The following is a 24610-nucleotide window of genomic DNA, read 5'->3' as shown; positions in this document are numbered from 1 at the left end:
CTAAAGCTCCTGTGGTTCGCCGGTGCCCATGTATTTCGACAATTGGTGGTGCAGGTTGACGGTGCTGCGCTCGCGGTAGGGATTGGGCATCGTGCCGGGGAAACCCGCGGACTTCATGCCCCGCTGCACGGCCGCCATGTTCGAGAAGTCCTGCGGCAGCACCGACAGCCAGTTCGGTGACTCCTTCGGGGTGTACGCCCATTCCGTCTCGGGCTCTTCGCCCTTGGGGTACAGCTCGAACACGGCGACCTCGAAGATGCACTTGTTCGGGTCATAGCTCGGATCGGGCCGGGCGCTGTAGCAGAGCGCGCTCGTCAGGCCCTGGCCGATCTGGAAGTTCGGGAACAGCTGCCACGCCGTGCCGCTCTGCCCCAGGATGTCCGGCGGGATCGTCGGCCAGATGACGCCGCGGGCCTCGTCGTCGCGACGCGCCGACGCCAGCCAGTGCTGGAGCACCTTGTCGGCCGGCGTGCCCTCGGGCAGTTCGTCGACCAGCCGCTTGGCCGCGTTGACCAGCGTCTCGGTGGTGGTGGCGTTGGTTTGCTCCCACGTGTACATCTGCATCTCCGCGGTGGAGACGCGGGGATCGTCACCAGTCCCGAGCCGGATCTTGGACTTCGTCTCGTCCATACCCTTCGGCGCGTCGTAGCCGATGTTGCTGTGCTTGCCCTGCGCCTTGGCCCAGCCCTTGAACTCGCCGAACTTGTTGAACTCCGGGTGGGTGGTGAACACGTGGTAGGTCTCGTTGAAGGCCTCCAGCGCGACTTTCCAGTTGCAGTCGAAGTACAACCACTTGCGCCATTTGTAGCGCATGTTCTCCAACCCGAACGGGTCGAGGATCTTCGAGGCCGGAAACAGGTAGTCCGCCAGCGGTTCACAGTCCGGATCCATGTTGACGAACAGCCAGCCGCCCCAGGTGTCCACCTGCACCGGGGCGAGGTGGGTGTTGCGCGGGGTGAGCTTGCCCTTCCAGTCGTCCTGCTCACGGATGTGCATGCACGTGCCGTCGAGACCGTATGTCCAGCCGTGGAATCCGCAGACGAAGGACTTCCGAGCGCGGCCGACCGCGTTCTTCGCACCGTCGGGCACGTCGATGAGCCGGCGCCCCCGGTGCATGCAGACGTTGTGGTGGGCGGTGAACTCGTCGGGCCCTGTCCGGACGACGATGATCGAGTCGTCGAGGATGTCGTAGGTCAGGTAGCTGCCCACCTCGGGGATCTCCTCGACGCGCCCGACCTGCTGCCACACCTTGCGCCACAGCTTGTCGCGCTCGGCGCGGGCGTACTCCTCGGAGATGTACGCCTCGACCGGGATGGTCATCGAGTCCGACAGGTCCTCGGCGATCTCACCGGTCGAGTCGTCCGGATCGGCGTCGACCTCGATCGCGGCGTCCAGATCGGATTCGGTGTGCGTCACTTCTGTCCTTTCAATCCAAGACGGACCTTCATGGCCGACTTATCGCTCGGCGGAAGTTCTCGTCCTTGAGGAACAACGACGTGTTGTCGGCGCCCAGATGCGTCCACTTGAGGTCCAGGCCGCCGTCGACCAGCAGCGTCTGGCCGGTGATGTAGCTCGACATGTCGGACAGCAGGAACAGGATGGCGTTCGCCTGTTCGGTGGGTGTGCCCCGGCGGCCCATCGCGATCGCCGTGCGGTCCCGTTCGGGATCCTCGTCGACGTAGGTGGCCGAGGCGGCGGTCTCGGTGACGCCGGGCGCGACGGCGTTGACGCGGATGCCGTCGAGCGCCAGTTCGACGGCCATGGTGCGGGTCATTGCGACCACCGCGGCTTTGGCTGTGCCGTAGGCGATGTGGAACGGTGCGGTGTTCATCCCGCTGATCGACGACACCGAGACGATCGACCCCTTGCGGCCCTGTGCCCGGATCTCGGCGGCGACGGCCTGGCTCATGAAGAACGCGGTCTCGAGGTTGGCCGTGAACAGCGACCGCCAGTCTTCGCGGTTGACGCGGGTGGACGGCATCCACGTCGCGGGGGCGGCGCCGCCCGCGACGTTCACCAACCCGTAGAGATCCCCTTCGGTGCGCCGCGCCTCGTCGAGAACGCGGGCGATGCCCTCGTCGGTCGAGGCGTCGGCCGCGACCGTGACGATCGACAGGCCCTTGGCGATCAACGGACCGATGTGTTGGTCGAGATTGTCCTGGTTGCGGCTGACCGCGATCACGGTCGCTCCTGCGGTGGCCGCCAGGTCGGTGACCGTGGTGCCGATCCCGCCACCGCCCGCGCCGGAGACGACCACGATCCGCCCGGTCAGGTTCAACGACTCGTGCATACCCAACCTAATTGTCCGGACGACATACGGTGCTCTGCATATTGCAGAACACTATTCCGCAGGGCTTATCCAATCGTCAAGGGTCGATGGACGGCGTTTGCTGCCTATTGTCTGGACTAGCTGAGGTTGATAACGTCCGGGTTCATGACGTCGCCGACCGAGTCGTTGCAGGCCACCCGCTACCCCGGCGCGCAGCCGTCCGTCGCCGACGGGTGGCGCCTCGAGAGGGTGACCGCGCCCAGCCGGTTGTTTGGCGCCAACGGCCTGCGCACCGGCCCTGACGGCCGGGTCTACGTCGCCCAGGTGACCGGCAGCCAGATCAGCGCGCTCGACCTGGGCACCGGCACGCTGGAGACGGTCAGCCCGAAGGGCGGCGACATCATCGCCCCCGACGACGTGGCCTTCGGGCCGGGCGGCGACCTGTACGCCACCGAGGTGATGGACGGCCGCGTCAGCGTGCGCGGGACCGACGGCCGGGCTCGCGTGCTGCGCGACGACCTGCCGTGCGCCAACGGCATCACCGTCCACCAGGGACGGCTGTTCGTCGGCGAGTGCCGCGAGGGCGGACGGCTGATGGAACTCGACGGCGACGGCAACATCGTCCGCACGCTCGCCGAGAACCTGCCGTCGCCGAACGCGATGGAGGTCGGTCCGGACGGGTTGCTGTACTACCCGCTGATGACGGCCAACGAGATCTGGCGCATCCACCCCGACGGCGGGGAACCGCAACGCGTCGCGGGCGACCTCGGGGTGCCCGACGCGGTGAAGTTCGACGCCGACGGGTTCATCGTCTCCACACAGGTGGCCAGCGGACAGGTGCTGCGCATCGACCCGCGCAGCGGTGCGCAGACGCTGCTCGCCCAGCTGTCGCCGGGACTGGACAACCTGACGTTCGTCGGCGACCGGTTGTTCGTCTCCAATTTCACCGGCGAGATCACCGAGATCCTCTCCGGCGGCGACACGCGCACCACCCTGGCCGGCGGCCTGAACTGGCCGCTGGACCTGGCCGTCGGCGACGACGGCGGCCTCTACGTCGCCGACGGCACGTACTTCTACCTCGTGCAGGCCGACGGTTCGCTGCAGACGGTCGGCATGCTGTTCACCCCCGGTTATCCCGGCTTCCTGCGCGGCCTGGCGCCCACGGGCGGCGGTGAGTTCGTGGTCACCACCTCGGGCGGGCAGGTCACCCGTTACCGTCCCGCCGCCGGCGAAAGCGATGTTCTGGCAGACGGTTTCGACCAGCTCTACGGCATCGCGACGGCTCCCGGGGGCGCGGCCGTGTTCGCCGAACTCGGCACCGGGAGGGTGCATTCGGTGCACGACGGCACCGTGCAGCTGCTGGCGAGCGATCTGCGCGAACCCGTGGGCGTCGCGATCGCGCCGGACGGCAGCCCGCTGGTCGCCGAATCCGGAGCCGGGCGGGTGGTGCGCCTGGCGGGGACCCAGGTGGTCACCGTGGTCGACGGGTTACAGCGGCCGCAGGGGATGCTGGTCGACCGCGGCGTCCTCTACATCGTCGACGCCGGAGCCAAGGACGTGGTCGCGGTCGACTTGGACAGCGGTGACCGGCGGACGATCGCGTCCGCGCTGCCCGTCGGTCCCCCGCCGGGCGTGGAGCCCAAGCCGCTGCGGGGGATGCCGCCGTTCTCCGGGCCGCAGGGGCCGTTCGCGGGCATCGCGATGGGCCGGGACGGAACGCTGTTCGTCTCCGCCGACGGCGACGGCAGCGTGCTGGCTCTGCGGCCAGACGCGCGGCGCGACACCCTGCGCACATGAGCGTCACCCACCCCGAGCACCGCTACCTGCAGGTGGCTCGCACTCTGCGCAAGGAGATCGTCGACGGGGTGTATCCGGTCGGCTCCCAGCTGCCCACCGAACACGAGCTGTGCGAACGGTTCGCGGTCAGCCGCTTCACGATCCGGGAGGCGCTGCGCCGGCTGCGCGAGGACAACCTGGTCACCTCGCGCCCCCGGGCGGGCACGCTGGTGGTGCCCCGCCCGGCGGGCAACACCTACGCCCAGGATGTGATGTCGATCGACGATCTGCTGGCGTTCGCCGCAGGCGCGCAGTTCACCGTCGAGTCGAACGCGCCGGTGACCGTCGATGCCGAACTCGCCGAGCGGACACGGCTCGCGCTCGGCTCGGAATGGCTTGCGGTGCTGGGTTACCGCCAGGCCGACGCCGCCTCGACGCCCATCTGCCGCACGGAGTACTACATCAACCGCGCGTTCGCCGCCGTGGGACGGCTGCTGCCCCGTCACACCGGTCCGATCTTCCCGCTGATCGAGGACCTGTTCGGGGTGAGCGTGGTCGAGGTGCACCAGGAGATCGCCGCGGTGGTCCTGCCCGCCGAGCCGGCCGAGCGGCTCGGCGTCGAATCCGGCAGCGCCGCACTACAGATGCAACGCACCTACACCACCTCCGACGGTGAGATCGCCCAGGTCACGGTGAACACCCACCCGGCGGCGCGCTACCGGCACTCGATGACGATGCGCCGGGTCAAGGGTTAGATCGGTGCCTCTCCGGTCGGACGACAACCGCGTCGCGGACGCCTACGCCCGCGGGCTGTGGGTGCGCACCACGCTGGCCGACAGCCTGCGCGACGCCGCGCGGCGGACACCGGACCGCGTCGTGCTGGTCGACGGCGACTGCCGACTGACCTGCGCGGCCCTGCTGGAGCGGGCCACCGCACTGGCCCACACGCTCACCGCGCGCCTGCCCGCGCGCAGCGTCGTGTCGTTCATGCTGCCCAACTGGCACGAGGCCGCCGTCGTCTACCTGGGCGCGACGCTGGCCGGGATGGTGGTCAACCCGATCCTGCCGTCGCTGCGCGACCACGAACTGCGCTTCCTGCTCGACGACGTGGACAGCCGGATGGTCTTCGTCCCCGCCCGGTTCCGCGGTCACGACTACGCCGCGATGTTGCACCGGGTGGCCGGTGAGCTGGACCGCCCGCCCGAGGTGGTGGTGGTCCGCGGTGCGGACGCGGGCCACACCCCCTACGACGAGCTGTTCGACGACCCGCCTGCCACGGCGCTGCGCGCACCTGATCCCGACGAGGTGCGGATGGTGATGTACACCTCCGGCACCACGGGCCGACCCAAAGGCGTTCTCCACAGTCACAATTCGATTCACGCGCTGATCTCCCAGATCCGTGACCACTGGCGGGTCGACCCCGGCGACGCGTTCCTCGTGCCGTCGCCCATCGCCCACATCGGCGGGTCGATCTACGCGTTCGAGTGCCCGCTGCTGCTCGGCACCACCGCCGTGCTGATGGAACGGTGGGACGGCGACGACGCCGTCGCGCTGATGACCGCCGAGCACTGCACCCACATGGCCGGCGCCACGCCGTTCCTGGAACAACTGCTGGCCGCCGCCGAACGCGCGGGCACCCGGTTACCGGAGTTGAAGGTGTTCATCTGCGGTGGCGCCTCGGTGCCGCCGTCGTTGATCCGGCGTGCGGCGGCGTACTTCGACCGGGCCGCGGTCACCCGCGTCTACGGGTCGACCGAGGTGCCGGTGACCACCGTCGGCGCCCTGCAGGACCCCGCGTACGCGGCGGACTCCGACGGCAGGCCGGGGATCGCCGACGTCCGCCTGGTCGACGGTGAGATCCGCGCCCGCGGCGCCCAGATGCTCGTCGGCTACCACCACGCCGAGGACGAACTCGAATCCTTCGACGCGGACGGCTATTTCCGCACCGGCGACCTCGCCCGCTGGGACGGCGGCCACCTGGTCGTCACGGGACGCGCGAAGGACCTCATCATCCGCAACGGCGAGAACATCTCGCCCAAGGAGGTCGAGGACCTGCTCGTGGGCAGCGCGGGGATCGCGGAGATCGCGGTGGTGGGCGTACCGGATGCGCGCACCGGCGAACGGGCCTGCGCCGTCATCGTCCCGGCGGGCGGTGCCCGACCCGGCGTGGCGGACCTGATCCGGGTGCTGCAGACCCACGGCGTCGCCACGTTCAAGATCCCGGAACAGGTCGAGCTCTGGGATGCATTGCCGCGCAACGACGCCGGCAAAGTGCTCAAGCACCAAATTCGGGCGGTGCTGACAACCCGGAAGGATCAGTGAGATGCAGGTCGCCATAGTCACGGGAGCGAGCAGCGGCATCGGGTTCGGGTGCGCGACGAAACTCGCCGAAGCGGGGATGGCGGTGCTGGGCACCGGGCGCGACGAGGAGCGACTCGCCGAACTGCGTGCCGCCATCGGCGATCCCGACCGGGTGCAGACCCTCGCGGTCGACCTCACCGCCGACGACGCCCCACAACGTGTCGTGGCCGCCGCCGTCGAACGGTGGGGCCACATCGACTTCCTGGTCAACAACGCCGGGGTGGGCAGCCCGAAACCGCTGCACGAGACCGACGACGAATCCCTGGACTACTTCCTGGGCCTGATGCTGCGCGCACCCTTCCGGTTGGCCCGCGACGTCATCCCGCACATGGGCCCCGGCTCGGCGATCATCAACGTCACCTCCACCTTCGCCGTCGTGGGCGGCCTGCGCGGGGGTGCGTACTCGGCCGCCAAGGGCGGGCTCACCGCGCTGACCACCCACATCGCCTGCCAGTACGGTCCACAGGGCATCCGCTGCAACGCCGTCGCCCCCGGTGTCACGCTGACACCGATGGTGGCGCACCGCCTCGAGGACGAGCGGTTCCGCAAGATCAACACCGAGATGACGCCGTACCCGCGGCTGGGCACGGTCGAGGACCTCGCGGCCACGGTGGCGTTCCTGTGTTCGGAGGGTGGCAGTTTCATCAACGGACAGACCATCGTCGTCGACGGTGGGTGGAGTTCGACCAAGTACCTGTCGGATTTCGCGCTGTCATCGGAGTGGGTTGCGCGGACATGAACCTGTTCGCGCTGCTCGACCAGGCCGCCGCGCGCTTCGGCGACCGGGGCGCGGTGTATCACGGTGCGCGGCAGGTGTGTACGTGGGCGCAGCTGCGCGAACGCGCGCTGCGGTTGGCGGGCGCGCTGCGCGGCGACCCGGGCACGCGTATCGCCGTGGCGTCGGAGAACCGCCCGGAGATCGTCGAGTTGATGTTCGGGATCTGGGCCGCGGAGTTCGTCTACGTCCCGATCAACTACAAGCTGCACCCGCGCGAGATGGCCGACATCGTCGCGGATTCCGGTGCGACGCAGGTGTTCGCGTCGCCGGCCATCGCCGGCCGGCTCGACCTCGACGTACCCGTCGAGACCATCGGCACCGACGAGTACGCGCAGTGGTTCGCGGGCACGCCCGCCGCGCCCCCGGACACCGACCCGGCCGCGCTGGCATGGTTGTTCTACACCAGCGGCACCACCGGCCGGTCCAAGGGCGCGATGCTGTCGCACCGCAACCTGATGGCGATGACCGTGTCCCACCTGGCGGATTTCGATGCGCCGGACCAGGATTGCAGCCTCGTCCACGGTGCGCCGATGTCCCACGGCTCGGGCCTCTACATACCGCCTTACGTGCTGCGCGGCGCCCGCCAGGTGATCCCCGCGTCAGGGGCGTTCGACCCGGACGAGTTCCTCGACCTGTGCGAACACCATCCGGGGTGCAGCGCGTTCCTCGCCCCCACGATGGTGCAGCGCCTCGTGCAGACCGGCAGGCCCCGCCCGCGGCATCTGCGCACCGTCGTCTACGGCGGTGGCCCCATGTACGTCGACAGCCTCAAAAAGGCGATGGCGGCGTTCGGCCCGATCTTCGTCCAGCTCTACGGTCAGGGCGAGGCGCCGATGACCATCACCGGCCTGCGCCGCGCCGATCACCTCGGTGCGGACGACGCGATGCTCGGGTCGGTGGGCTACGCCCGTTCCGGGGTGGACGTGGCCGTCGTGCGGGAGGACGGCACCCCCGCGGCGGTCGACGAGATCGGTGAGATCGTCTGCCGCGGTGACGTCGTCATGTCGGGGTACTGGACCAACCCCGACGCGACCGCGGCCACGCTGCGCAACGGGTGGCTGCACACCGGGGACATGGGGTCCTTCGACAGCCGCGGGTATCTCACCCTGCGGGACCGGTCGAAGGACGTGGTGATCAGCGGCGGCAGCAACATCTACCCCCGCGAGGTCGAGGAGGTGCTGATCGAGCACCCCGACGTGGCCGAGGCGTGCGTGGTCGGCGCCCCCGACCCGGAGTGGGGTGAGATCGTCGTCGCGTTCATCGTCGGGACGGCCGATCCGGCGGACCTCGACGCGCACCTGCTGACCCGCATCGCGCGGTTCAAACGGCCCAAACGCTACGAATTCGTCGACGAGCTGCCGAAGAACAGCTACGGCAAGGTGCTCAAGAGGACGTTGCGCGCGCAGCTGGCATGACGGCGCATCCGCAGCGCAGGTTTCGATCGCACACCCAGCGGCCATGCTTGACCCCATGAAGGTCGTCATCGCCGGTGGACACGGCAAGATCGCACTGCACCTCGAACGTCTTCTCGCGCAGCGGGGTGACACGGCGGTCGGGCTGATCCGCAACCCTGACCACGCGGACGACCTGAGGGGCGTCGGTGGGGAGCCGCTGGTGCTCGACCTGGAGAAGGCCTCGGTCGACGAGGTGATCGATGCGGTGCGGGGCGCCGACGCCGTGGTGTTCGCCGCGGGGGCCGGCCCGGGCAGCGGTGCGGAGCGTAAGGAGACCGTGGATCGCGATGCGGCGATCCTGATGGCCGACGCCGCCGAAGCCGCCGGCGTCACCCGTTACGTCACGATCTCGTCGATGGGCGCGAACTCCGAGGCGCCCGACGACGCCGGTGATCCGGTGTTCGTGACCTACCTGCGGGCCAAGGGCGCCGCCGACGACGCCGTGCGATCCCGCCGCGCACTCCACACGACCATCGTGCGGCCGGGACGGCTCACCGACGATCCGGGCACCGGTCGGGTGCACATCGCGGACTCCACCGGCTACGGCGCGATCCCCCGCGAGGACGTGGCGGCCGTCCTGCTCGCCGTGCTCGACACCCCCGCCACCGCAGGCCGAACCTTCGAGTTGATCGGCGGGGACACCCCGGTCGGCGACGCGGTCGCCGCAGTCGGCTGAGTCACCACATCAGGCCGCGGACCATCTCGACCTGCGGGATGTCCTCGACCGCGATCAGCCCTTTGGGTGCCCGGCAGACCCAATCGATGACGTTGACGACCCGCGCCGCGGTGGAGACGCACCCGGCCTCGGTCACGTCGAGCGAGGGGTGCGACACGTGGGTGTTCAGTTCCACGCGCGGCTCGCCCTCGACCACCACCCGGTGGACACCGGTCCTGCCGTCCGGCGGATATTCCCACTGCGGCGCGGCCGCGGCCGTGAGGCGGGTGACGTGTTCGATGGTGATGACGGGTGCGCCGTCCCGGACGCCCTCCACGGCGAAGCGCACGGCTGCCATGCCACCGGGCTCGACGGTCGCCATCTTGCAGTCGATCCGCGTCGGCGTGTACCAGGGCTCGATGCGCTGCCGGACGTCCTCGAGGGCGATGCCAAGCTGACCGGCGAGGTTGCGCACCTGCCCACCCCACATCGACGTGAGGACCCCGGGGAGATAGAACAACGGCTTCTCGTCCTCGGCGGAGAGCCCGAATCCCATGGACTTGCCGGTGAATTCGAAATCGTCGTAGTTGCCGTAGTCGAAGATCTCCTGCACCGTGACCGACGTAGCCCGTGTCACCAGGCTCAGCGCACTGTGCACCTCGGTGTCCCCCGAGTAGCCCGGATCGATGCCGTTGACGTACAGCGACGCGCCGCCGGCATCACACGCCTGCTCCAACGGCACCCGTAGCCAATCGTCGGCCAGCCGGGGAGTCACCAACCACACCAGAGAGCTGGCGACGACGTTGATCCCCGCCGACAGGATCGCCGTCAACTGCTCGAGCGCCTCCATCGGCCGGGTCTCGGCCTGGGCCGTGTAGACGACGCAGTCGGGCCGCAGCGCGATCAACGCGTCGAGGTCGTCGGTCGCGACGATGCCGGTCGGCTCACTCGAGCCACACAGCTCGGCCGCATCGCGTCCGATCTTCTCGGGACTCGACGCGTGCACGCCCACCAGCTCGAGATCCGGCCTGCCGATGACCGCCCGCAGTGAATGCTGCCCCACGTTGCCGGTGGCGATTTGAACGACCCTGCGCATCGTCTGTCCTCGTTCAGTAGTCGGGTATGGGCAGCGGCGAGTTGTTCGAGTCGATGCCGCCGTCGACGTGGAAGATCGCGTTCGTCGCATAACAGTCCCGCGTGGACAGGTACACGCACAACCTGCCGAGGTCCTCGACGTCACCGAGACGGTGCAGCGGTGTCGAGGCGGTCATCTTCTCCAAGGATCCGGGCAGCATGTCGAGGCTGCCCTGCAGCCCCTCCGTGGCGAACGAACCCAGCGCGATGGCGTTGACACGAATCTTCGGGGCGAGTTCCTGCGCCATCGCCCGCGTCAGCGCCTCCAGGGCGCCCTTGGCCGTGCAGTACGCGGCCAGGGCGCGGATGCCGAATCGCGCCGAGCCCGAGGAGATGTTGACGATCGAGCCGCTGCCGGCCTCGATCATGTGCGGGGCGACCAGCTGGCTCATGATGAACGCCGACGTCACACACCAGTCGAAGGTGTGCCGGAAGTCCTCGTCGGTGATGTCGAGGAAGCGCGCGTACGTCGATCCCCCGACGTTGTTGACCAGGATGTCGATGCGACCGAACCGGTCCATCGCGGTGCCGACCACGCGCTCGCCGTCCGGCCGGCTCATCGCGTCGGCGACCAGCGCGAGGCCCTTCCCCCCGGCCTGTTCGATGCCCGCGATCGTGGCGACGATGTCCTCCTCGGTCCGCGCGGTGCCGACGACGGTCGCGCCCGCCTCGGCCAGCACTCGCGCAATGCCCTGGCCCACACCCTTTCCCGCGCCGGTGACGATCGCGACGCGGCCGCCGAGGTCGAACTGCTCGAGCGCCATGCTGCCCCTCTCATCGACTGACCGCAGTCAACCACAATCGGAGGGCGATGATCCAGCTATTGTGGACACATGGCAGTCGTGGACAAGCCGTCGGCCCGTGAGACCAAGCGTCTGCAGACCCGGGAGAGGCTGATGGGCGCGGCGATCGCCGAGTTCAAGCGTTCCGGGATCGCCGCGGCGGACGTGGGCGCCATCGTGGCCGCGGCCGGGGTCGCACACGGCACCTTCTTCTTCCACTTCCCGACCAAGGAGCACGTGCTGCTCGAACTCGAGGGGCGGGAAGAAGAACGTATCGCCAAACAACTGAAACGGTCGGCGGCCGCGATGACCGACCTCGAATCGGTTCTCCAGGAAGTGGTTCGGCTCGTCCTCGGGCTCGAGCGACGCCTCGGTTCGGTCCTTTTCAGGGACTTCCTCGCGTTGCACTTCTCGCAGACCCGGCCGGTCGACGAGAGTGCCCAGCACCCGGTGATCGTCGAGCTCGCCGGCGGGATCGAACGGGCGCAGCGGCGCGGTGACGTGGACGCCGAGGTCAATCCCATGAACAGCGCGGTGTTCTTCCTGCTCGGCCTCTACGCACTCCTGACCACCACGCACGACTGGCCGACGCAGAGCGAGATGCTCGACGACTACGTGTCACGGACCCTGCGCGGACTCGAAGCGAGATAGTTCGTTGACTTAGGTCAGCAGTGCTGCGAAGCTCTGGGGTGCCGATCCCAGGAGGGTGCCATGAATCCGCCCACGTCCGCCGCCGTAGGCGGATCCCTCGAGGAGCACATGGAGCGCTCGCGCGTGGCGCAGCGCCGGGCCGACAAGTGGCTCATCTCGGGCAGCCTGCTCATCGGGACCGCGGCGCTGGGAATCTTCGGCCTCCCCCTGTTCCTTCGAGGCGTGTGGCTGCTGCGCGAGGCGCAGCGCGAAGGGCTGTCGGTACGGCCGATGATCGTCACCCTGATCGGATACCTGGTGATCATCGACGCCGCGATCAACACCGTGGGGTGGGCGCTCGACCTCGTCGCCAGTCACACGATCCTCGCCCGAATCCTGTTGAACGGCTGGGGTGCGATGTTCGACGCCGGCTACTTCTGGCACTACAACGAACTCTGGCTGGGCGGGGCGGCGGGACCGGGCGAGAAAGCCATGGAGGTCGGGATGATCCTGACCGTCTTCACGATGCGGATCGCCGCGGGTATCGGCTTCCTGCAGATGAAGCGCTGGGGCCACCAATGGATGATCGTCACCTGCTGGATGGGCGTCGTCATCTGGTGTCTCTACGTCTTCAACATGACGATGTACGCCGACGTGCGCTATGCGGGCACCATCTTCCCGGTCGTCGGGTGGTGGTTGTACGACATCTTCTACATCACGCCGTTCCTGGCCATTCCCTACCTGCACTCGGTGAACCGTGAGATCTTCTCTGACTGACTGTACTCATTGACTTACGTCAGTCTACGGGCTAGAAAGAACAATCATGACGGCTCAGGCCGGGATGTCGGCGCGCGAAGCCCGCCGCAGGCAGACCCGGGAACGCATACTCGACGCGGCGACCGCCGAGTTCAGGCGCGCGGGGATGGTCGGCGCCGACGTCGGCACCATCGTCGCCGGCGCCGACGTGGCGCACGGCACCTTCTACTTCCACTTTCCCAGCAAGGAACATGTGCTTGCCGAACTCGAGGCCCGTGAAGAAGCCGGTATCGCAGCGCAATTCGCGGCATACGTACAGACGGCGCACGACCTGCACGACTCGTTGTCCGAAGTGGTCCGGCTTGTCGCCGGGCTCGAGACCCGGTTCGGGTCACTGCTCTTCAAAGAAATTCTCGCGCTGCACTTTTCGCCGACGAGGCCGCATCGGGACGATTGGACCGACCACCCGGTGATCGTCCTGCTGGTCCGCGAGATCGAGCGGGTGCGCGGCGCCGGCGGAATACACCCCGAAGTGGACGCCTTCTACAGCGCAACCTTCTTCCTGCTCGGCATCTACGGGGTGCTGACCACGACCGACGATCCCGCCATCCGGGACGCGATGCTGACGGACCTCGTCGCCTCCGCCATCCGCGGTCTCGAGATCCGATGACGCACCCGCTACCGAGGAGGTTGCACTAGTGGACTGGATCTGGGAGATCCTGCGATATGTCGCCGCTTGGGGCGGTACCGGGCTGATCATCTGGTTCTGGTACTGGATGTTCTCCAACATCGGAACGTTCTGAGCTGCAATGGCCGACCTCTCCGACACACACGCGCTCGCGGTGGAGCGCAGCTGTGCGGTGACAGCCGTCGCGCTCAGTGGACAACGCCGCGAGGGAGTCCGCCTGGTGACCGGGGAGCGTCGCGGTTTCGGTCTGACCGCCGCACTCGATGTGGTGCACGTGCCGTACCCCCAGATGTGGCGCGACTGGACCAGACGAACGCTGACCTGTGGGGTGGCGCTGCAGTGCGCACCGTCCAAGGAACGGATCACCGAGTTCCGGCTCAACGAACTGTCGGCGCGTGAACTGCGTGCCGTCACGATCGTCGAAGGCGAGGTCGCGCTCGGGTGGGTGGCGACCCGTTGGCCGGGTCTGATGCCCGAGCTTCGCCGAATACTCGGCGACGCCGAAACCCGGCCGGCCGATCTCGACGCCGAGGCGATGCTCGCGGCGGCGATCGCGCTGGCGCGCAGCGACCGAAGTCTGGAACCCCACCCTCTCTTCGGTCATCTGCCGCCGGCCTACACCGCGCCCCAGGGCGTCGCCGACAAGCTGCGCCGCACCCTCGGCCGGATGCCGTGGACCACGACACAGAAGCGACTCCCCCGCCCCTACTCCATTCCCGTCGGCGGCGACGGCGGGATCCGCAACCCGAACCTGCCGCCCCCGAGCCGTCCGCAGGACAACGACCTCGACATCACACCCGACCACCGGCCTGGCATCCCGTACCCCGAGTGGAACGCCTGGACGAAGACCTTCATGCCTGATCACGTCGCGGTCCTCGAGAAATCGCTGCCGACAAGCGCCCGGCAACCGGAGTCGGGGTCCGTCGACCTGCGCAAGTGGTTCGAAGAGCACACCCACCGCGCCATGAAGAACCGACTGGAGGACGGCTCCGACCTGGATGTCGAGCAGTACGTCCGCCATTACATCGACCTGGCGACCGGCGAGGCGATCGAACCGAAGGTGTTCCGCGACCTGCTGCCGAGCACCCGCGACGTCACCACGGCACTGCTGCTCGACGGCAGCTCCTCGCTCGGGGTGCACGGAGGGCGGGTGTTCAAGCTCGAATTGGCCTGCGCCGACGCGCTCTCACGAGCGATGACCGTCGCCCGAGAACGGCACGGGATCTTCACGTTCACCGGCAACACCCGGCACCGCGTCGAGGTGAGCTGCCTGAAGGACTTCGCGGACCGGCGGTTCGTCCCGCCGAGCCGCCTCGGATTGACCACCGGCGGGTACACCCGCCTCGGCGCACCGTTGCGGCACCTGACGAGCCGTCTGCTCGCCCAGCCATCGGAACGGCGCCTGCTCATCGTGATCGGCGACGGGCTGATCTCCGACGAGGGCTACGAGGGCCGCTACGCCTGGGCGGACGCCGCGCACGCGGTCGAGGAGGCCGACGACGCGGGTGTGCGGATCTACTACGTCGGCGTCGGGCCCACCCGCGTCGACCCGCTGCCCGAGGTCTTCGGACCTCGCCGCTCACAACGGATTCGACGCGTAGAGGAGCTTCCACAAGTGTTGGCCCATGTGCATCGCGAGTTGGTGGCCGCATGAGCGACGCGCGCGAGCGAATGATCGGCACCGACTACTCCGCCAACGGCAACGAGGTCCGCCTCTTCGAGCAGGCCTACCAGCGGCGACTGCCGGTCATGCTGACCGGGCCGACCGGGTGTGGCAAGACCCGCCTCGTCGAGCACATGGGGGTGCTGCTGCGCCGGCCCGTCGTCACGATCAGCTGCCACGACGACCTCACCAGCTCCGACCTGGTGGGCCGGTTCATGATCACCGGGGGTGACGTCGTCTGGACGGACGGGCCGTTGACCCGCGCGGTGAAGGCCGGCGCCATCTGCTATCTCGACGAGGTGGTCGAGGCGCGCCATGACTCGCTGGCCATCCTGCACTCGCTGACCGATCACCGGCGCGCGCTGTACCTCGACCGGGCCGGCGAAGAGGTGCCGGCCCCGGAGACCTTCATGCTGGTCTGCTCCTACAACCCCGCCTACCGCAGCTCACTCAAGGAACTGAAACCGTCGTTCCGGCAACGCTTCGTGACGCTGCCGATGTCCTACCTGCCGGCCGACCGGGAAGCCGAGGTGATCGCCGCCGAGACCGGGGTCGACGCGACGACCGCCGCCCGGCTGGTCGGATGCGCCACCGCGATCCGCACCGCCGACGAGGCGTTCCACTTCGAACCGCCGTCGACGCGGGTGCTGGTGACCGCGGCGCAGCTGATCGTCGCCGGCGCAACGGAACTGGAGGCCGCTGAGGCGTGCGTGCTGGCGCCGTTGTCCACCGACGGTGCCATCACCGACGGATTGCGTGAGGTCGCGGTGGCCAGCCTGGCCGCCGACAGTCCGAGAGCACTCGGCTAGGGAGGGATCAGTCATGGATCAGAAGGAGCACAAGCGCAAGAAGGCGCTGATCATCCTGCAGATCGTCATCTACGGCTACCTGCTGACGATGTTCGGCATCCAGTTGTACATGTCGTTCGCCCGCGGGTGGTGGGAGTTGTGAGCCTGGACGTGCGGTCCGTCGGGCTGGAACAGCACCACGAGGAATCCCGACTGGCCCAGCGCCGGGCCGACAAGTGGATGATCGTCGGCGCGGGCCTCATGGGCATGTGGGCGCCGGGGATCATCGGCTTGCCGATCTTCCTGCGCGGAGTGTTCCTGCAGAGGCAGGCGGCCCGTGCGGGTCTGTCGATGCGGCCGATGATCGTCACGCTGATCGGATATCTCGTCCTGATCGACGGCATGCTCAACAGCCTCGGCTGGGCACTGGATCTCGTCGCCAACCACACGCTGATCAACCGGATTCTCATGGTCGGCTGGGGTGCGATGTTCGACGCCGGCTACTTCTGGCACTACAACGAGGCGTGGGTCGGCGGCGCGGCCGCGCCCGGTGAGAAGTCCATGGTGTTCGGAATGATCCTGACGGTCTTCGCGATGCGGTGTGCCGCGGCCATCGGGTTCCTGCAGATGAAGCGCTGGGGCCACCAGTGGATGATCATCACCTGCTGGATGGGCGTGCTCATCTGGTGTGTCTACGTGTTCAACATGACCATGTACGCCGACGTGCGGTTCGAAGGCGTCGTCTTCCCCGTCGTCGGCTGGTGGCTCTACGACATCTTCTACATCACACCGTTCTTGGCGATCCCGTACCTGCACACGGTGAATCGCGAGATCTTCTCGGACTAAGGAGCAACTGTGACCGCGACTGAAGAGAAGGTCGACGACCTCCCACCCGGCACAACGCCGTACTACGCCCGCATGCACCGCTACATCAAGCGAGCCGTGCTGGTGTGCCTGGTGGCCCTGGTCATCGAAGGCGCCTTCACGCTGCCGTTCATGGCGGTGTACTACGGCTATCCGACGCTGAGCCTCACCGAGATCTGCAGTGAACTGCTCAAGGTCCGCTACTCCGACGACGCCTTGGAGTGCAAGGTGCCCTACCCGCCGCTGGGACCACCGGAGGGCGCCGAGGGCAAGGACACCGCGCAGGACGAGTGGGGCATCCAGCCGGTCCCCGGCTACAACCGGCTCGGGTTCCGCGAACTGGTGCGCATCCACGAGGAACGCGAAGCCCGGCAGGCCGCCGAGCAGCAGGGCGCGCCGTCGCCGTGACCCGTTCGGTCGAGGAGCACGCCCGCAACTGGGATTTGCGCCACGCGGATTTCAGCGACAACGACTTCCTGTACGCCGTCTACGCGGTGATGCGGCGCGACGCGCCGTTCGCCCACACCGACACGCCGTTCCTGGCCCCCACCCCCGGCGGTGCGTGGGTCGCCACCCGTTACGACGACTGCTACCGCATCCTCCAGGACTGGCAACACTTCTCGAGCAACCCGACGCCGCAGGACGCCGAACAGCTCGCCGGCGACCTCGTCATCACCATGGACCCGCCGCGTCAGCAGAGTTTCCGCAAGGTCCTCAACCCGTACTTCTCGCCGGCACGGATGAAGGCGCTGCAGCCGCAGATCCGCGACGAGACCGACCGCCTGCTCGACCAGTTCATCGAGTCCGGACGCGGGGATCTCGCCGACGTGGCGTGGCGCCAGCCCGGTGTCGTGTTGTTCACGTATCTGCTCGGCATGCCCATCGACGATGTGCCGCTCTGTGTGGAGTTGACCGACACCGCGCTGAACGGCGAGACCGAGGACGTCCGGATGGGCGCCTGGGGTGCGCTGTACGCCCACCTTCATGGCGCCGTCACCGCGAGGACCACGCAGTCTCCCCGCGACGACATGATCGACGTCCTGCTCAACGCCGAGATCGACGGTGAGCGGCTGCCCTTCGAGATGGTCGTCGCCAATGCGATGCTGTTGGTGCAGGCGGGCCTCGAAACCACAGCGAATGCAATGTCGTTCGCGTTCCATCACCTCGCGACGAACACGGTTGATCGCGACCGGCTGATCGCCGAGCCCGAGATCCTGCCGCGCGCGGTCGAGGAGTTCATCCGCTATGCCGGATCGATCCACGGGATACCGCGCACCGTGGCCGCCGAGGTGAACGTCAGCGGCCACACGTTCTGTCCGGGCCAGTCGGTGATCGTCAACTACGCATCGGCCAACCGGGACGCCGACCAGTTCCCCGCGCCGGATCGATGCGTGCTGGACCGGCAGGCGAATCGCCATCTCGGTTTCGGCGCGGGGGTGCACCGATGCCTCGGGTCGAACCTCGCCCGCCTGGAGTTCAGGGTCGGAGTCCAACAGGTACTGACGCGCATGCCCGACTACGTGCTGGCGTCCGACGGCGTCGCCACCTTCCACGGCAACTCCGTCACGCGCGGATTCCGCAGCATCCCCGTCACGTTCACTCCGGCGCAGCGACGTACATGACCTATCGCGTCGTCCAGTGGACCACCGGCAACGTCGGCACGAAGTCGGTGCACGCGATCGTCGAGAACGATCTGCTCGAGCTCGTCGGATGCTACGCCTGGTCGCCGGACAAGGTCGGCCGCGACGTCGGGGACCTCTGTGGCACCGCGCCATTGGGTGTGACGGCGACCGACGACGTCGAGGCGCTGCTCGGAATCGTCACCTACAACGACCTACCGCTGCTCAAGCCGAGAGGTGTCCTTCATGTCTGAGGCCAGGACCTATCGCGTCATCCAGTGGATGACCGGCGACGTCGGGCAGGTCGGGGTGCGGCACTTCGCCGACAACCCGGTGTTCGATCTCGTCGGGGTGCTGGTGCACAACCGCGACAAGGTCGGCAAGGACGCCGGTGACATCGCCGGTATCCCGTCGATCGGGGTGACGGCGACCGACGACATCGACGCGGTGGTCGCCATGGACGCCGACTGCGTCTTCTTCACGCCCATCATCATGGACACCGACACCGTCTGCCGGCTACTGCGTTCCGGCAAGAACGTCGTCACGACAAGCGGATTCTTCTACCCGACACCGGACTTCGCCGCCGACGCGGAAAAGATCCGCGCCGCGTGCCAGGACGGCGGCGCGTCGTTTCACGCGGGCGGCATCCATCCGGGCTACGCGGGCGACATCCTGCCGCTCACCCTGGCCCGCGTGATGGGCAGGATCGACCAGATCAGTGTCTACGAAGTGGTCAACGTCCTCACCGACGCGCCGCTCGACCACATCGACTGGATGGGTTTCGGCAAGGACCGCGACGCGTTCCTGACCGAACCCACGATCCTCGGCCTCGGCGTGCCGTTCTTCGCCCAGTCGATGTACATGATCGCGGCCGGCCTCGGTGTGCAGATCGACGAGGTGACCGCCGCCGACGTCAGGGCCGCCGTCGCGACCGAGGACATCCCGCACGAACTCGGCGCCATCCCGCGCGGCACGGTGGCCGCGCAGCACCACGAGTGGACGGCGTGGGTCGACGGCGCGCCGCTGATCGTCTATCACGCGATCTACCTCACCTCCGACGAAATCGAACCCCGGTGGGAGTGGGGAAAGACGCGCTACCGCATCGTGATCGACGGCGACCCGCCGAGCGAACTGACCCTGCAGGGCGTCGATCAGCCCGACGGGTCGCTGCGGCATCCCGGCTACGACTGGACCGCGATGGGCGCGATCAACGCCATCCCCGATGTCTGCGACGCGCCACCCGGGTGGGTCACCCACCTCGACCTCGGCCTGATCCGGCCCCGCGGACTGGTGCGCCCATGACCCGGGACGAGTCCCGACTGCACCACGTCGTCTTCGCGGTCGCCGCCGACACCAGCGCCATGACGCTGCTGCCCGGTGAGCACACGTGTCTGGAAAGAGGGCGAGCGCGAGGCCTCACCATCCATCCGAACTCGTGGCACATCGAGTACGGCCGCGGTGCGGTCGCCACGACGCTACCCTTCGCGATGGTCGACACGCTGCTGGTGTCACTCGAATTCGAGTCGGTCCGGCGTTCGACCGTCGAGTTCGCGAAGCTGGTCCGGCGGCGCTTCCGCTAGAGGATCGGGCACCCGCTGTTCACCCGGATGCCCTTCTCGCCGACCTGCTGCGCCATGCTGGCCGAGAAATTCGCGATCGCGGTTCTGGTCGCGGGGTACGGCGCGAGGGTCGGTGAGGGCATGTGCTCAGGCCGGGGCGAAGACCGTCTTGAACCGGTTCAACGACTCCCGGATGTCGCTCTTGAGCGCCCCGGCCACCACCATGCCGATCGGCCCGAACAGGGCGGGGCCGCCGAGATGGATGTCGAACGTGACGGTGGAACCGTCACCGGACGGTTTCACCTTGCCCATCAGCTTGACCTTGACCCCGCCCTTGCCGTCGCCGTTGAGCGTCATCGCCTGCGGCGGCTTGTAGTGGACGATGGTCCAGTTCACCCGGTTGGGCATGCCCATCACCTCGACGATGGAGTCGATGCGGACACCCTTGTCCAGGGTCTCGGGCAGCTTCGAGCGCCACACCCGGTGGATGGACAGCCATTCCTTGTACCGCGACAGGTCGGAGGCGCACTCCCAGGCCTGCTCCGGCGGTAGGGGGACGTCGACGGAGACGGACAGCTTCGCCATGGCTCAGGGGTGCAGTGGCGGGTTCTGCGGGTTGACCGGGGGTTGCGGAGGCGGCGGCTGCTGCGGGTTGGTCTTGTTGACGTAGTTCTGCGCCGCGCTCTGGGCCTTGTTCACCTGGTCGGAGTACTTGCCCTTGGTCTTCTGGTCGAAGAGGTCACCGGCCTTCTCGATCGCGCTGCCGGCCTTGTCGGGGTTCTTCGACACCCAGTTCTTCACTTTGTCGAGGAATGCCATGGATCCAGCCTACCGCTCGCGCCACAGCCGGCGCCGCTCCCCCAGCAACCTCCCCTGCCCCCACCAGAGCGCCTCGATCGCGGCCGCCCCGATCAGGCCGACGCCGAGCGCCATCGAGGTCGTCGCCACGTTTGTCGGGTCGAGGATGAACAACTCCTGAGCCCACGGGATCGAGAAGATCACCACGTACGCCAGCGCCGACACCCCGACCAGCGCGACCCGCCACCACTCGTAGGGCCGGGCCACCACGGCAAGCACCCAGACGGCCGTCACCAGCAACGTGATGAGCGCCGCCGTGGAGGCCTGGACCTGTTCGGTCTCACTGGCGGCGCGGCCCTGGTAGGCCAGCAGATACGAGGTGAACGTCGCCGTCCCGACCATGAGCCCGGACGGCAGGGCCGCCGACATCACGCGCCGTACGAAACCGGGGTGCGCGCGCTCGTTGTTCGGCGCCAGCGACAGCACGAAGGCCGGGATGCCGATGGTGAACCAGGCGGCAATGGTCACGTGGATGGGCTGGAAGGGGAACAGCAGCGGATCGGTCCCGAAGATCTCCGACGCCAGGCCTGCCACCCCGACCAGCACCGCCAGCAGGACCGAGTAGACGGTCTTGGTCAGGAAGAGGTTCGAGACCCGTTCGATGTTGCCGATCACGCGGCGGCCTTCGCCGACGACGTACGGCAGGGTGGCGAACTTGTTGTCCAACAACACGATCTGCGCGACGGCCCGGGTGGCCGGGCTGCCTGCGCCCATCGCCACGCCGATGTCGGCGTCCTTGAGCGCGAGCACGTCGTTGACGCCGTCGCCCGTCATCGCGACGGTGTGTCCGCGGGACTGCAGCGCGTGCACCATCGCCCGCTTCTGATCGGGGCGGACCCGACCGAACGTGGTGTGGGATTCGATCTCGTCGGCGAGTTCGTCGGTCGTGTCGGGCAGGTTGCGGGCGTCCATGCATTCCCCGTGCAGCCCCAGCGAACCGGCGACCGCGCCGACCGACAGCGCGTTGTCGCCGGAGATGACCTTGATCGACACCTGCTGGGTCGCGAAGTAGTCCAGCGTGTCCCGGGCGTCGGGCCGCACGCGTTGTTCGAGCACCACGAGCGCGACCGGGGTCACGGTGCCCGGCGCGGCCGGATCGTCCACCGGCAGATCCGACGATCCGACCAGCAGGACACGCAGCCCGTGGGAGCCGATCGCCTCGGCCTGTTCGGCCGCCGGCGAGGACGGGTCGAGCAGCACATCGGGCGCACCGATCACCCAGTTGCCGTGCGCGCCGTAGGACACCCCGCTCCACTTGGTCGCCGATTTGAACGGCGCGACCGCGGTGGCGGTCCACCCTGGCGGATTCGGGTAGGCCTCCGCGATCGCCTGGATGCTCGCGTTCGGTCTTGTGTCGTCGGCGGCCATCGACGCCAGGACGTCGGCGATCTGATCGGTGGTGAACGTCTCGACGTCGTGCAGGCGCATGCCGTTCTCGGTCAGCGTGCCGGTCTTGTCGGCGCACACCACGTCGACGCGGGCCAGCCCCTCGATCGCGGGTAGTTCGTTCACCAGGCACTGCCGCCGGCCCAGCCGAATCACCCCGACCGCGAACGCGATCGACGTCATCAGCACCAGACCCTCGGGCACCATCGGCACCAGCGCCCCCACCATGGCCAGCACCGCGCGCCGCCACCCGGTCTCCGTGGTGAACAGCTGGGTGTAGATGGTGAGCAGGCCGGCAGGCACCAGCAGGTAGGTGATGAACCGCAGGATCTGGTTGATACCGCTGCGCAGTTCCGATTTCACCAGCGTGAACTTGCTGGCCTCCTCGGCGAGTTTGGCGGCGTACGCCTCACGCCCCACCCTGGTGGCGCGGTAGGCGCCGGAGCCGGCCACCACGAAGCTGCCCGACATCACCGGATCGCCTGCGTCCTTGGCGATCGCGTCGGCCTCGCCGGTGAGCAGGGATTCGTCGACCTCGAGGTTGTTGTCCTCGACGACCTCGCCGTCGACGACGATCTGGTCACCGGGTCCCAACTCGATGATGTCGTCGAGCACCACCTCGCTCGGCGCCATGGCCCGGGTACCGGACTCCCTGCGCACCAACGGTTTCGCCTGACCGACGATGGCCAGCTTGTCCAGTGTCCGCTTGGCCCGCAGCTCCTGGACGATGCCGATCGCGCTGTTGGCGACGATCAACAGGCCGAAGGCGCCGTTGATGACCGAGCCGGTGGACAGCACGATGACGAACAGCACACCGAGGATCGCGTTGATGCGCGTGAACACGTTGGCGCGCACGATCTCACCGGTCGTGCGCGCGGCCCGGGTGGGCACGTCGTTCGACTGGCCCGCTTCGAGGCGCCGGGCGACCTCGTCGTCGGTCAGCCCGGCGGTGGTCAGGGCCGGACCCACCGTCACCGGCGTACCCGGCTCATCGAGTGAAGACTCCGTTGCCCTCTTGGTCGAAGTACTCCAGCGTCAACCGGTTCCCGTCGAACGTGGCCTTCGAGACCGATCCGGGCGGGGAGTTCTCCGTGACGAAGCTGAACGTGAAGACGTTGCCGTCCCAGTGCTTCAGCGGCCAGACCTCACCGCGCGGACCGAGTTTCAGACCGAGCGTGCCGCCCGCCTCGGTGACCTCCGCAGCACCCCAGAAGTCGTTGCGGTAGGTGCCGGCGAGCGCCGGAAGCGGCGGCGGCGGAGCGGGATTCGCGGGCGGCTTCTGGCCCACGAGCGAGCCGACCGGCTTCGCCATGGCCACGAACGCGTCGTTGTAGAGGCGGAACCAGTCCTCGCGCACCTCGCCGAACTGCACGAGGTCGGCGAACTGGGCGGTCAACGCCTCGGGGACCCCTGCCGGGGTCGCGTTGGTCAGCGCCACGATCGCCACGTCCGCGGACGGCAGGAACAGCGCGTTCGACCCCGCGCCGAGTTCGAAGGCGCCCGAGTGGCTGAACTCGACCCGCGCGGCCGACGTGGTGCTGACGTTGAAGCCGAATCCGTAGAAACCCGTCCGGCTCGCCGGCTCACTCGCCGGACTCGAGACGATCTGCGGCGTGACGGCGGGCAGCAGCGCGTCAGGGGCGACGATCTGTTCACCGCCCGCGGAGCCGTCCGCGAGCACCATGGCCAGCCACTTGGTCACGTCGTTGACCGAGGAGCTCACCCCGCCCGCCGGGCTCTGTGCGTCCGGGTTCCGCAGGTAGGTCGGCTCGTAGCGGCCGTCGACGTGGATGTGGCCGACCGCCCGGTCGGGACGCTTCTCGTAGTCGGCGAAACGCGAACTGGTCGACGTCATCCCCAGCGGCCGGTAGAGCACCTCCTCGACGAGCGTCTCCCACGGCCTCCCGGCACTGGTCGCGACCGCCTCGGCGGCGGCGGTGAGACCGAAGTTGGTGTAGGCGTACGAGTCCCGGAACGGCGCCAGCGGAAGCAGGCGCAGCCGCTCGATGATCGCGCGCCTGTCGTACCCCACCTCCTCGAGCAGGTCCCCGGCGTGGTCGGGCAGCCCCGAGCGGTGCGCGTACAGGTCACCGACGGTGACCATCTGGGTGACCGCGGGGTCGGACAGCGCGAACCACGGCAGCTTCGACACGATCGGGGTGTCCCACTCGATGGCCTTCTCGCTGACCTGGTGGGCCACGACGGTGGCGCCCAGCGGTTTGGACAGCGATGCGAGCTGGAACACCGTATCCGGGTCCACCTTCGCCCCGGTTCTCACGTCGGTGACGCCGAACCCCTTGGCGTACACGGTCTTCCCGCCATGGACCACGGCGACGGCCATCCCGGGGATCCCGGTCTTGTCCAGCAGGTCCTCGGCCATTCTGTCGAGTTGGCCGACGGCCTTGTCGACGGCGCCCTCCGGTAGCGGCATGGCGGGGACGAGCGGTGGCGGGAGGTCGGACTGCGGGGTGGCCGGTGGCGATTGCGCCGACTGCGGTTCCTCGGTCGGGGCGGAGTCACACCCCGCGATCAGGGTGAGCGTCGCGGCGAGGGCGACGAACGGCAGGAGTCGGCGGTTCACAGCCTGCAC

24 protein-coding genes and 3 pseudogenes are annotated in these 24610 nt (G+C 68.2%); 18 read left to right on the top strand and 9 right to left on the bottom strand.

What is annotated here, in order from left to right:
* Together AU196_RS23400 and AU196_RS23395 are read right to left on the bottom strand one after the other, a co-directional pair.
* Positions 1 to 1416 carry an aromatic ring-hydroxylating oxygenase subunit alpha gene (locus AU196_RS23400; RefSeq protein ID WP_059097465.1) on the bottom strand — a complete coding sequence of 472 codons (1416 nt, stop codon included), beginning with the start codon at positions 1414 to 1416 and terminating at the stop codon, positions 1 to 3.
* A 28-nt stretch (positions 1417 to 1444) separates the two neighbouring features.
* Complete coding sequence (locus AU196_RS23395) at positions 1445 to 2290, bottom strand: SDR family NAD(P)-dependent oxidoreductase (RefSeq protein ID WP_059097464.1); 846 nt, start codon at positions 2288 to 2290, stop codon at positions 1445 to 1447.
* A 144-nt stretch (positions 2291 to 2434) separates the two neighbouring features.
* On the opposite strand from AU196_RS23395, the gene AU196_RS23390 reads away from it, so the two are divergent.
* From AU196_RS23390 to AU196_RS23365, 6 genes are read left to right on the top strand one after another with little or no spacing between them, the layout of a single operon-like run.
* On the top strand, positions 2435 to 4066 hold the full coding sequence (locus AU196_RS23390) for an SMP-30/gluconolactonase/LRE family protein (RefSeq protein ID WP_059097463.1): 1632 nt from the start codon (positions 2435 to 2437) through the stop codon (positions 4064 to 4066).
* Positions 4063 to 4800, top strand: coding sequence for a GntR family transcriptional regulator (locus tag AU196_RS23385; RefSeq protein ID WP_059097462.1), 738 nt, complete (start codon positions 4063 to 4065; stop codon positions 4798 to 4800). The genes AU196_RS23390 and AU196_RS23385 overlap by 4 nt, the downstream gene beginning before the upstream one ends.
* 4 nt (positions 4801 to 4804) lie before the next feature.
* Positions 4805 to 6367, top strand: a complete 1563-nt coding sequence (locus AU196_RS23380) for an AMP-binding protein (RefSeq protein WP_059097461.1) — start codon at positions 4805 to 4807, stop codon at positions 6365 to 6367.
* Position 6368: 1 nt separating this feature from the next.
* Positions 6369 to 7145, top strand: a complete 777-nt coding sequence (locus AU196_RS23375; RefSeq protein WP_059097460.1) for an SDR family NAD(P)-dependent oxidoreductase — start codon at positions 6369 to 6371, stop codon at positions 7143 to 7145.
* Entirely contained in the window at positions 7142 to 8599 is a 1458-nt protein-coding gene (locus AU196_RS23370) for an acyl-CoA synthetase (protein WP_059097594.1), read from the top strand. Before AU196_RS23375 ends, AU196_RS23370 begins: the two co-directional genes overlap by 4 nt.
* 55 nt (positions 8600 to 8654) lie before the next feature.
* Positions 8655 to 9314 (top strand): SDR family oxidoreductase, encoded by a 660-nt coding sequence (locus tag AU196_RS23365; RefSeq protein WP_059097459.1) that lies wholly within the window; start codon positions 8655 to 8657, stop codon positions 9312 to 9314.
* 1 nt (position 9315) lies between these two features.
* On the opposite strand, the gene AU196_RS23360 is transcribed toward AU196_RS23365, so the two are convergent.
* Both AU196_RS23360 and AU196_RS23355 read right to left on the bottom strand, forming a co-directional pair.
* A complete protein-coding gene (locus AU196_RS23360; protein ID WP_059097458.1) occupies positions 9316 to 10389 on the bottom strand; it encodes an NAD(P)H-dependent amine dehydrogenase family protein in 1074 nt (357 codons plus the stop codon).
* A gap of 13 nt (positions 10390 to 10402) precedes the next feature.
* Positions 10403 to 11191 (bottom strand): SDR family NAD(P)-dependent oxidoreductase, encoded by a 789-nt coding sequence (locus tag AU196_RS23355; protein ID WP_059097457.1) that lies wholly within the window; start codon positions 11189 to 11191, stop codon positions 10403 to 10405.
* A gap of 69 nt (positions 11192 to 11260) precedes the next feature.
* Here AU196_RS23355 and AU196_RS23350 point away from each other — a divergent pair, with 69 nt between their 5' ends.
* From AU196_RS23350 to AU196_RS23300, 12 genes and pseudogenes are all read left to right on the top strand, one after another.
* On the top strand, positions 11261 to 11860 hold the full coding sequence (locus tag AU196_RS23350) for a TetR/AcrR family transcriptional regulator (RefSeq protein ID WP_059097456.1): 600 nt from the start codon (positions 11261 to 11263) through the stop codon (positions 11858 to 11860).
* A 60-nt stretch (positions 11861 to 11920) separates the two neighbouring features.
* A complete protein-coding gene (locus AU196_RS23345) occupies positions 11921 to 12616 on the top strand; it encodes a hypothetical protein (protein WP_059097455.1) in 696 nt (231 codons plus the stop codon).
* A gap of 46 nt (positions 12617 to 12662) precedes the next feature.
* Positions 12663 to 13265 (top strand): TetR family transcriptional regulator, encoded by a 603-nt coding sequence (locus tag AU196_RS23340; RefSeq protein ID WP_059097454.1) that lies wholly within the window; start codon positions 12663 to 12665, stop codon positions 13263 to 13265.
* 139 nt (positions 13266 to 13404) lie between these two features.
* Positions 13405 to 14937: a nitric oxide reductase activation protein NorD gene (locus AU196_RS23335; protein ID WP_059097453.1), complete on the top strand. Its 1533-nt coding sequence runs from the start codon at positions 13405 to 13407 to the stop codon at positions 14935 to 14937.
* A complete protein-coding gene (locus tag AU196_RS23330) occupies positions 14934 to 15755 on the top strand; it encodes a CbbQ/NirQ/NorQ/GpvN family protein (RefSeq protein WP_231737689.1) in 822 nt (273 codons plus the stop codon). The genes AU196_RS23335 and AU196_RS23330 overlap by 4 nt, the downstream gene beginning before the upstream one ends.
* A 13-nt stretch (positions 15756 to 15768) precedes the next feature.
* Positions 15769 to 15897 (top strand): hypothetical protein, encoded by a 129-nt coding sequence (locus tag AU196_RS26300; RefSeq protein ID WP_286141257.1) that lies wholly within the window; start codon positions 15769 to 15771, stop codon positions 15895 to 15897.
* Positions 15894 to 16580, top strand: a complete 687-nt coding sequence (locus AU196_RS23325) for a hypothetical protein (RefSeq protein ID WP_059097452.1) — start codon at positions 15894 to 15896, stop codon at positions 16578 to 16580. Before AU196_RS26300 ends, AU196_RS23325 begins: the two co-directional genes overlap by 4 nt.
* 9 nt (positions 16581 to 16589) lie before the next feature.
* On the top strand, positions 16590 to 17006 hold the full coding sequence (locus AU196_RS23320; RefSeq protein WP_059097451.1) for a hypothetical protein: 417 nt from the start codon (positions 16590 to 16592) through the stop codon (positions 17004 to 17006).
* The gene (locus AU196_RS23315) at positions 17003 to 18220 is read left to right on the top strand and encodes a cytochrome P450 (RefSeq protein ID WP_059097450.1); all 1218 of its coding nucleotides are present in this window, start codon (positions 17003 to 17005) and stop codon (positions 18218 to 18220) included. Before AU196_RS23320 ends, AU196_RS23315 begins: the two co-directional genes overlap by 4 nt.
* A pseudogene (locus AU196_RS23310) lies at positions 18217 to 18435 on the top strand (dihydrodipicolinate reductase); the annotation flags it as partial. The gene AU196_RS23315 and the pseudogene AU196_RS23310, both read left to right, overlap by 4 nt.
* A gap of 28 nt (positions 18436 to 18463) precedes the next feature.
* Complete coding sequence (locus tag AU196_RS23305) at positions 18464 to 19519, top strand: NAD(P)H-dependent amine dehydrogenase family protein (RefSeq protein ID WP_059097448.1); 1056 nt, start codon at positions 18464 to 18466, stop codon at positions 19517 to 19519.
* Positions 19520 to 19566: 47 nt separating this feature from the next.
* Positions 19567 to 19797: pseudogene (locus tag AU196_RS23300) on the top strand (isomerase); the annotation flags it as partial.
* Positions 19798 to 19802: 5 nt separating this feature from the next.
* Here AU196_RS23300 and AU196_RS25695 read toward each other — a convergent pair.
* The 5 genes and pseudogenes from AU196_RS25695 to AU196_RS23280 form a co-directional block, all read right to left on the bottom strand.
* A pseudogene (locus AU196_RS25695) lies at positions 19803 to 19916 on the bottom strand (NAD(P)-dependent oxidoreductase); the annotation flags it as partial.
* A 7-nt stretch (positions 19917 to 19923) separates the two neighbouring features.
* Complete coding sequence (locus AU196_RS23295; RefSeq protein WP_059097447.1) at positions 19924 to 20361, bottom strand: type II toxin-antitoxin system Rv0910 family toxin; 438 nt, start codon at positions 20359 to 20361, stop codon at positions 19924 to 19926.
* A 3-nt stretch (positions 20362 to 20364) separates the two neighbouring features.
* Positions 20365 to 20595 (bottom strand): antitoxin, encoded by a 231-nt coding sequence (locus tag AU196_RS23290; protein ID WP_059097446.1) that lies wholly within the window; start codon positions 20593 to 20595, stop codon positions 20365 to 20367.
* 9 nt (positions 20596 to 20604) lie between these two features.
* The gene (locus AU196_RS23285; protein WP_197415884.1) at positions 20605 to 22989 is read right to left on the bottom strand and encodes an HAD-IC family P-type ATPase; all 2385 of its coding nucleotides are present in this window, start codon (positions 22987 to 22989) and stop codon (positions 20605 to 20607) included.
* A 19-nt stretch (positions 22990 to 23008) separates the two neighbouring features.
* On the bottom strand, positions 23009 to 24610 hold the full coding sequence (locus tag AU196_RS23280; RefSeq protein WP_059097444.1) for a serine hydrolase: 1602 nt from the start codon (positions 24608 to 24610) through the stop codon (positions 23009 to 23011).

It is taken from the genome of Mycobacterium sp. IS-1742 (genome assembly GCF_001500125.1).
Lineage (GTDB): Bacteria > Actinomycetota > Actinomycetes > Mycobacteriales > Mycobacteriaceae > Mycobacterium.
The sequence above is the reverse complement of the archived record's forward strand: the minus strand, read 5'-3'. Positions and strand labels throughout refer to the sequence as shown.

Coding starts and splice junctions, on each gene's coding strand:
- AU196_RS26300 (WP_286141257.1), top strand. CDS start 15,769: ATGGATCAGAAGGAGCACAAGCGCAAGAAGGCGCTGATCATCCTGCAG.
- AU196_RS23305 (WP_059097448.1), top strand. CDS start 18,464: ATGTCTGAGGCCAGGACCTATCGCGTCATCCAGTGGATGACCGGCGAC.
- AU196_RS23345 (WP_059097455.1), top strand. CDS start 11,921: ATGAATCCGCCCACGTCCGCCGCCGTAGGCGGATCCCTCGAGGAGCAC.
- AU196_RS23385 (WP_059097462.1), top strand. CDS start 4,063: ATGAGCGTCACCCACCCCGAGCACCGCTACCTGCAGGTGGCTCGCACT.
- AU196_RS23340 (WP_059097454.1), top strand. CDS start 12,663: ATGACGGCTCAGGCCGGGATGTCGGCGCGCGAAGCCCGCCGCAGGCAG.
- AU196_RS23375 (WP_059097460.1), top strand. CDS start 6,369: ATGCAGGTCGCCATAGTCACGGGAGCGAGCAGCGGCATCGGGTTCGGG.
- AU196_RS23390 (WP_059097463.1), top strand. CDS start 2,435: ATGACGTCGCCGACCGAGTCGTTGCAGGCCACCCGCTACCCCGGCGCG.
- AU196_RS23330 (WP_231737689.1), top strand. CDS start 14,934: ATGAGCGACGCGCGCGAGCGAATGATCGGCACCGACTACTCCGCCAAC.
- AU196_RS23365 (WP_059097459.1), top strand. CDS start 8,655: ATGAAGGTCGTCATCGCCGGTGGACACGGCAAGATCGCACTGCACCTC.
- AU196_RS23335 (WP_059097453.1), top strand. CDS start 13,405: ATGGCCGACCTCTCCGACACACACGCGCTCGCGGTGGAGCGCAGCTGT.
- AU196_RS23350 (WP_059097456.1), top strand. CDS start 11,261: ATGGCAGTCGTGGACAAGCCGTCGGCCCGTGAGACCAAGCGTCTGCAG.
- AU196_RS23370 (WP_059097594.1), top strand. CDS start 7,142: ATGAACCTGTTCGCGCTGCTCGACCAGGCCGCCGCGCGCTTCGGCGAC.
- AU196_RS23295 (WP_059097447.1), bottom strand. CDS start 20,361: ATGGCGAAGCTGTCCGTCTCCGTCGACGTCCCCCTACCGCCGGAGCAG.
- AU196_RS23355 (WP_059097457.1), bottom strand. CDS start 11,191: ATGGCGCTCGAGCAGTTCGACCTCGGCGGCCGCGTCGCGATCGTCACC.
- AU196_RS23395 (WP_059097464.1), bottom strand. CDS start 2,290: ATGCACGAGTCGTTGAACCTGACCGGGCGGATCGTGGTCGTCTCCGGC.
- AU196_RS23290 (WP_059097446.1), bottom strand. CDS start 20,595: ATGGCATTCCTCGACAAAGTGAAGAACTGGGTGTCGAAGAACCCCGAC.
- AU196_RS23360 (WP_059097458.1), bottom strand. CDS start 10,389: ATGCGCAGGGTCGTTCAAATCGCCACCGGCAACGTGGGGCAGCATTCA.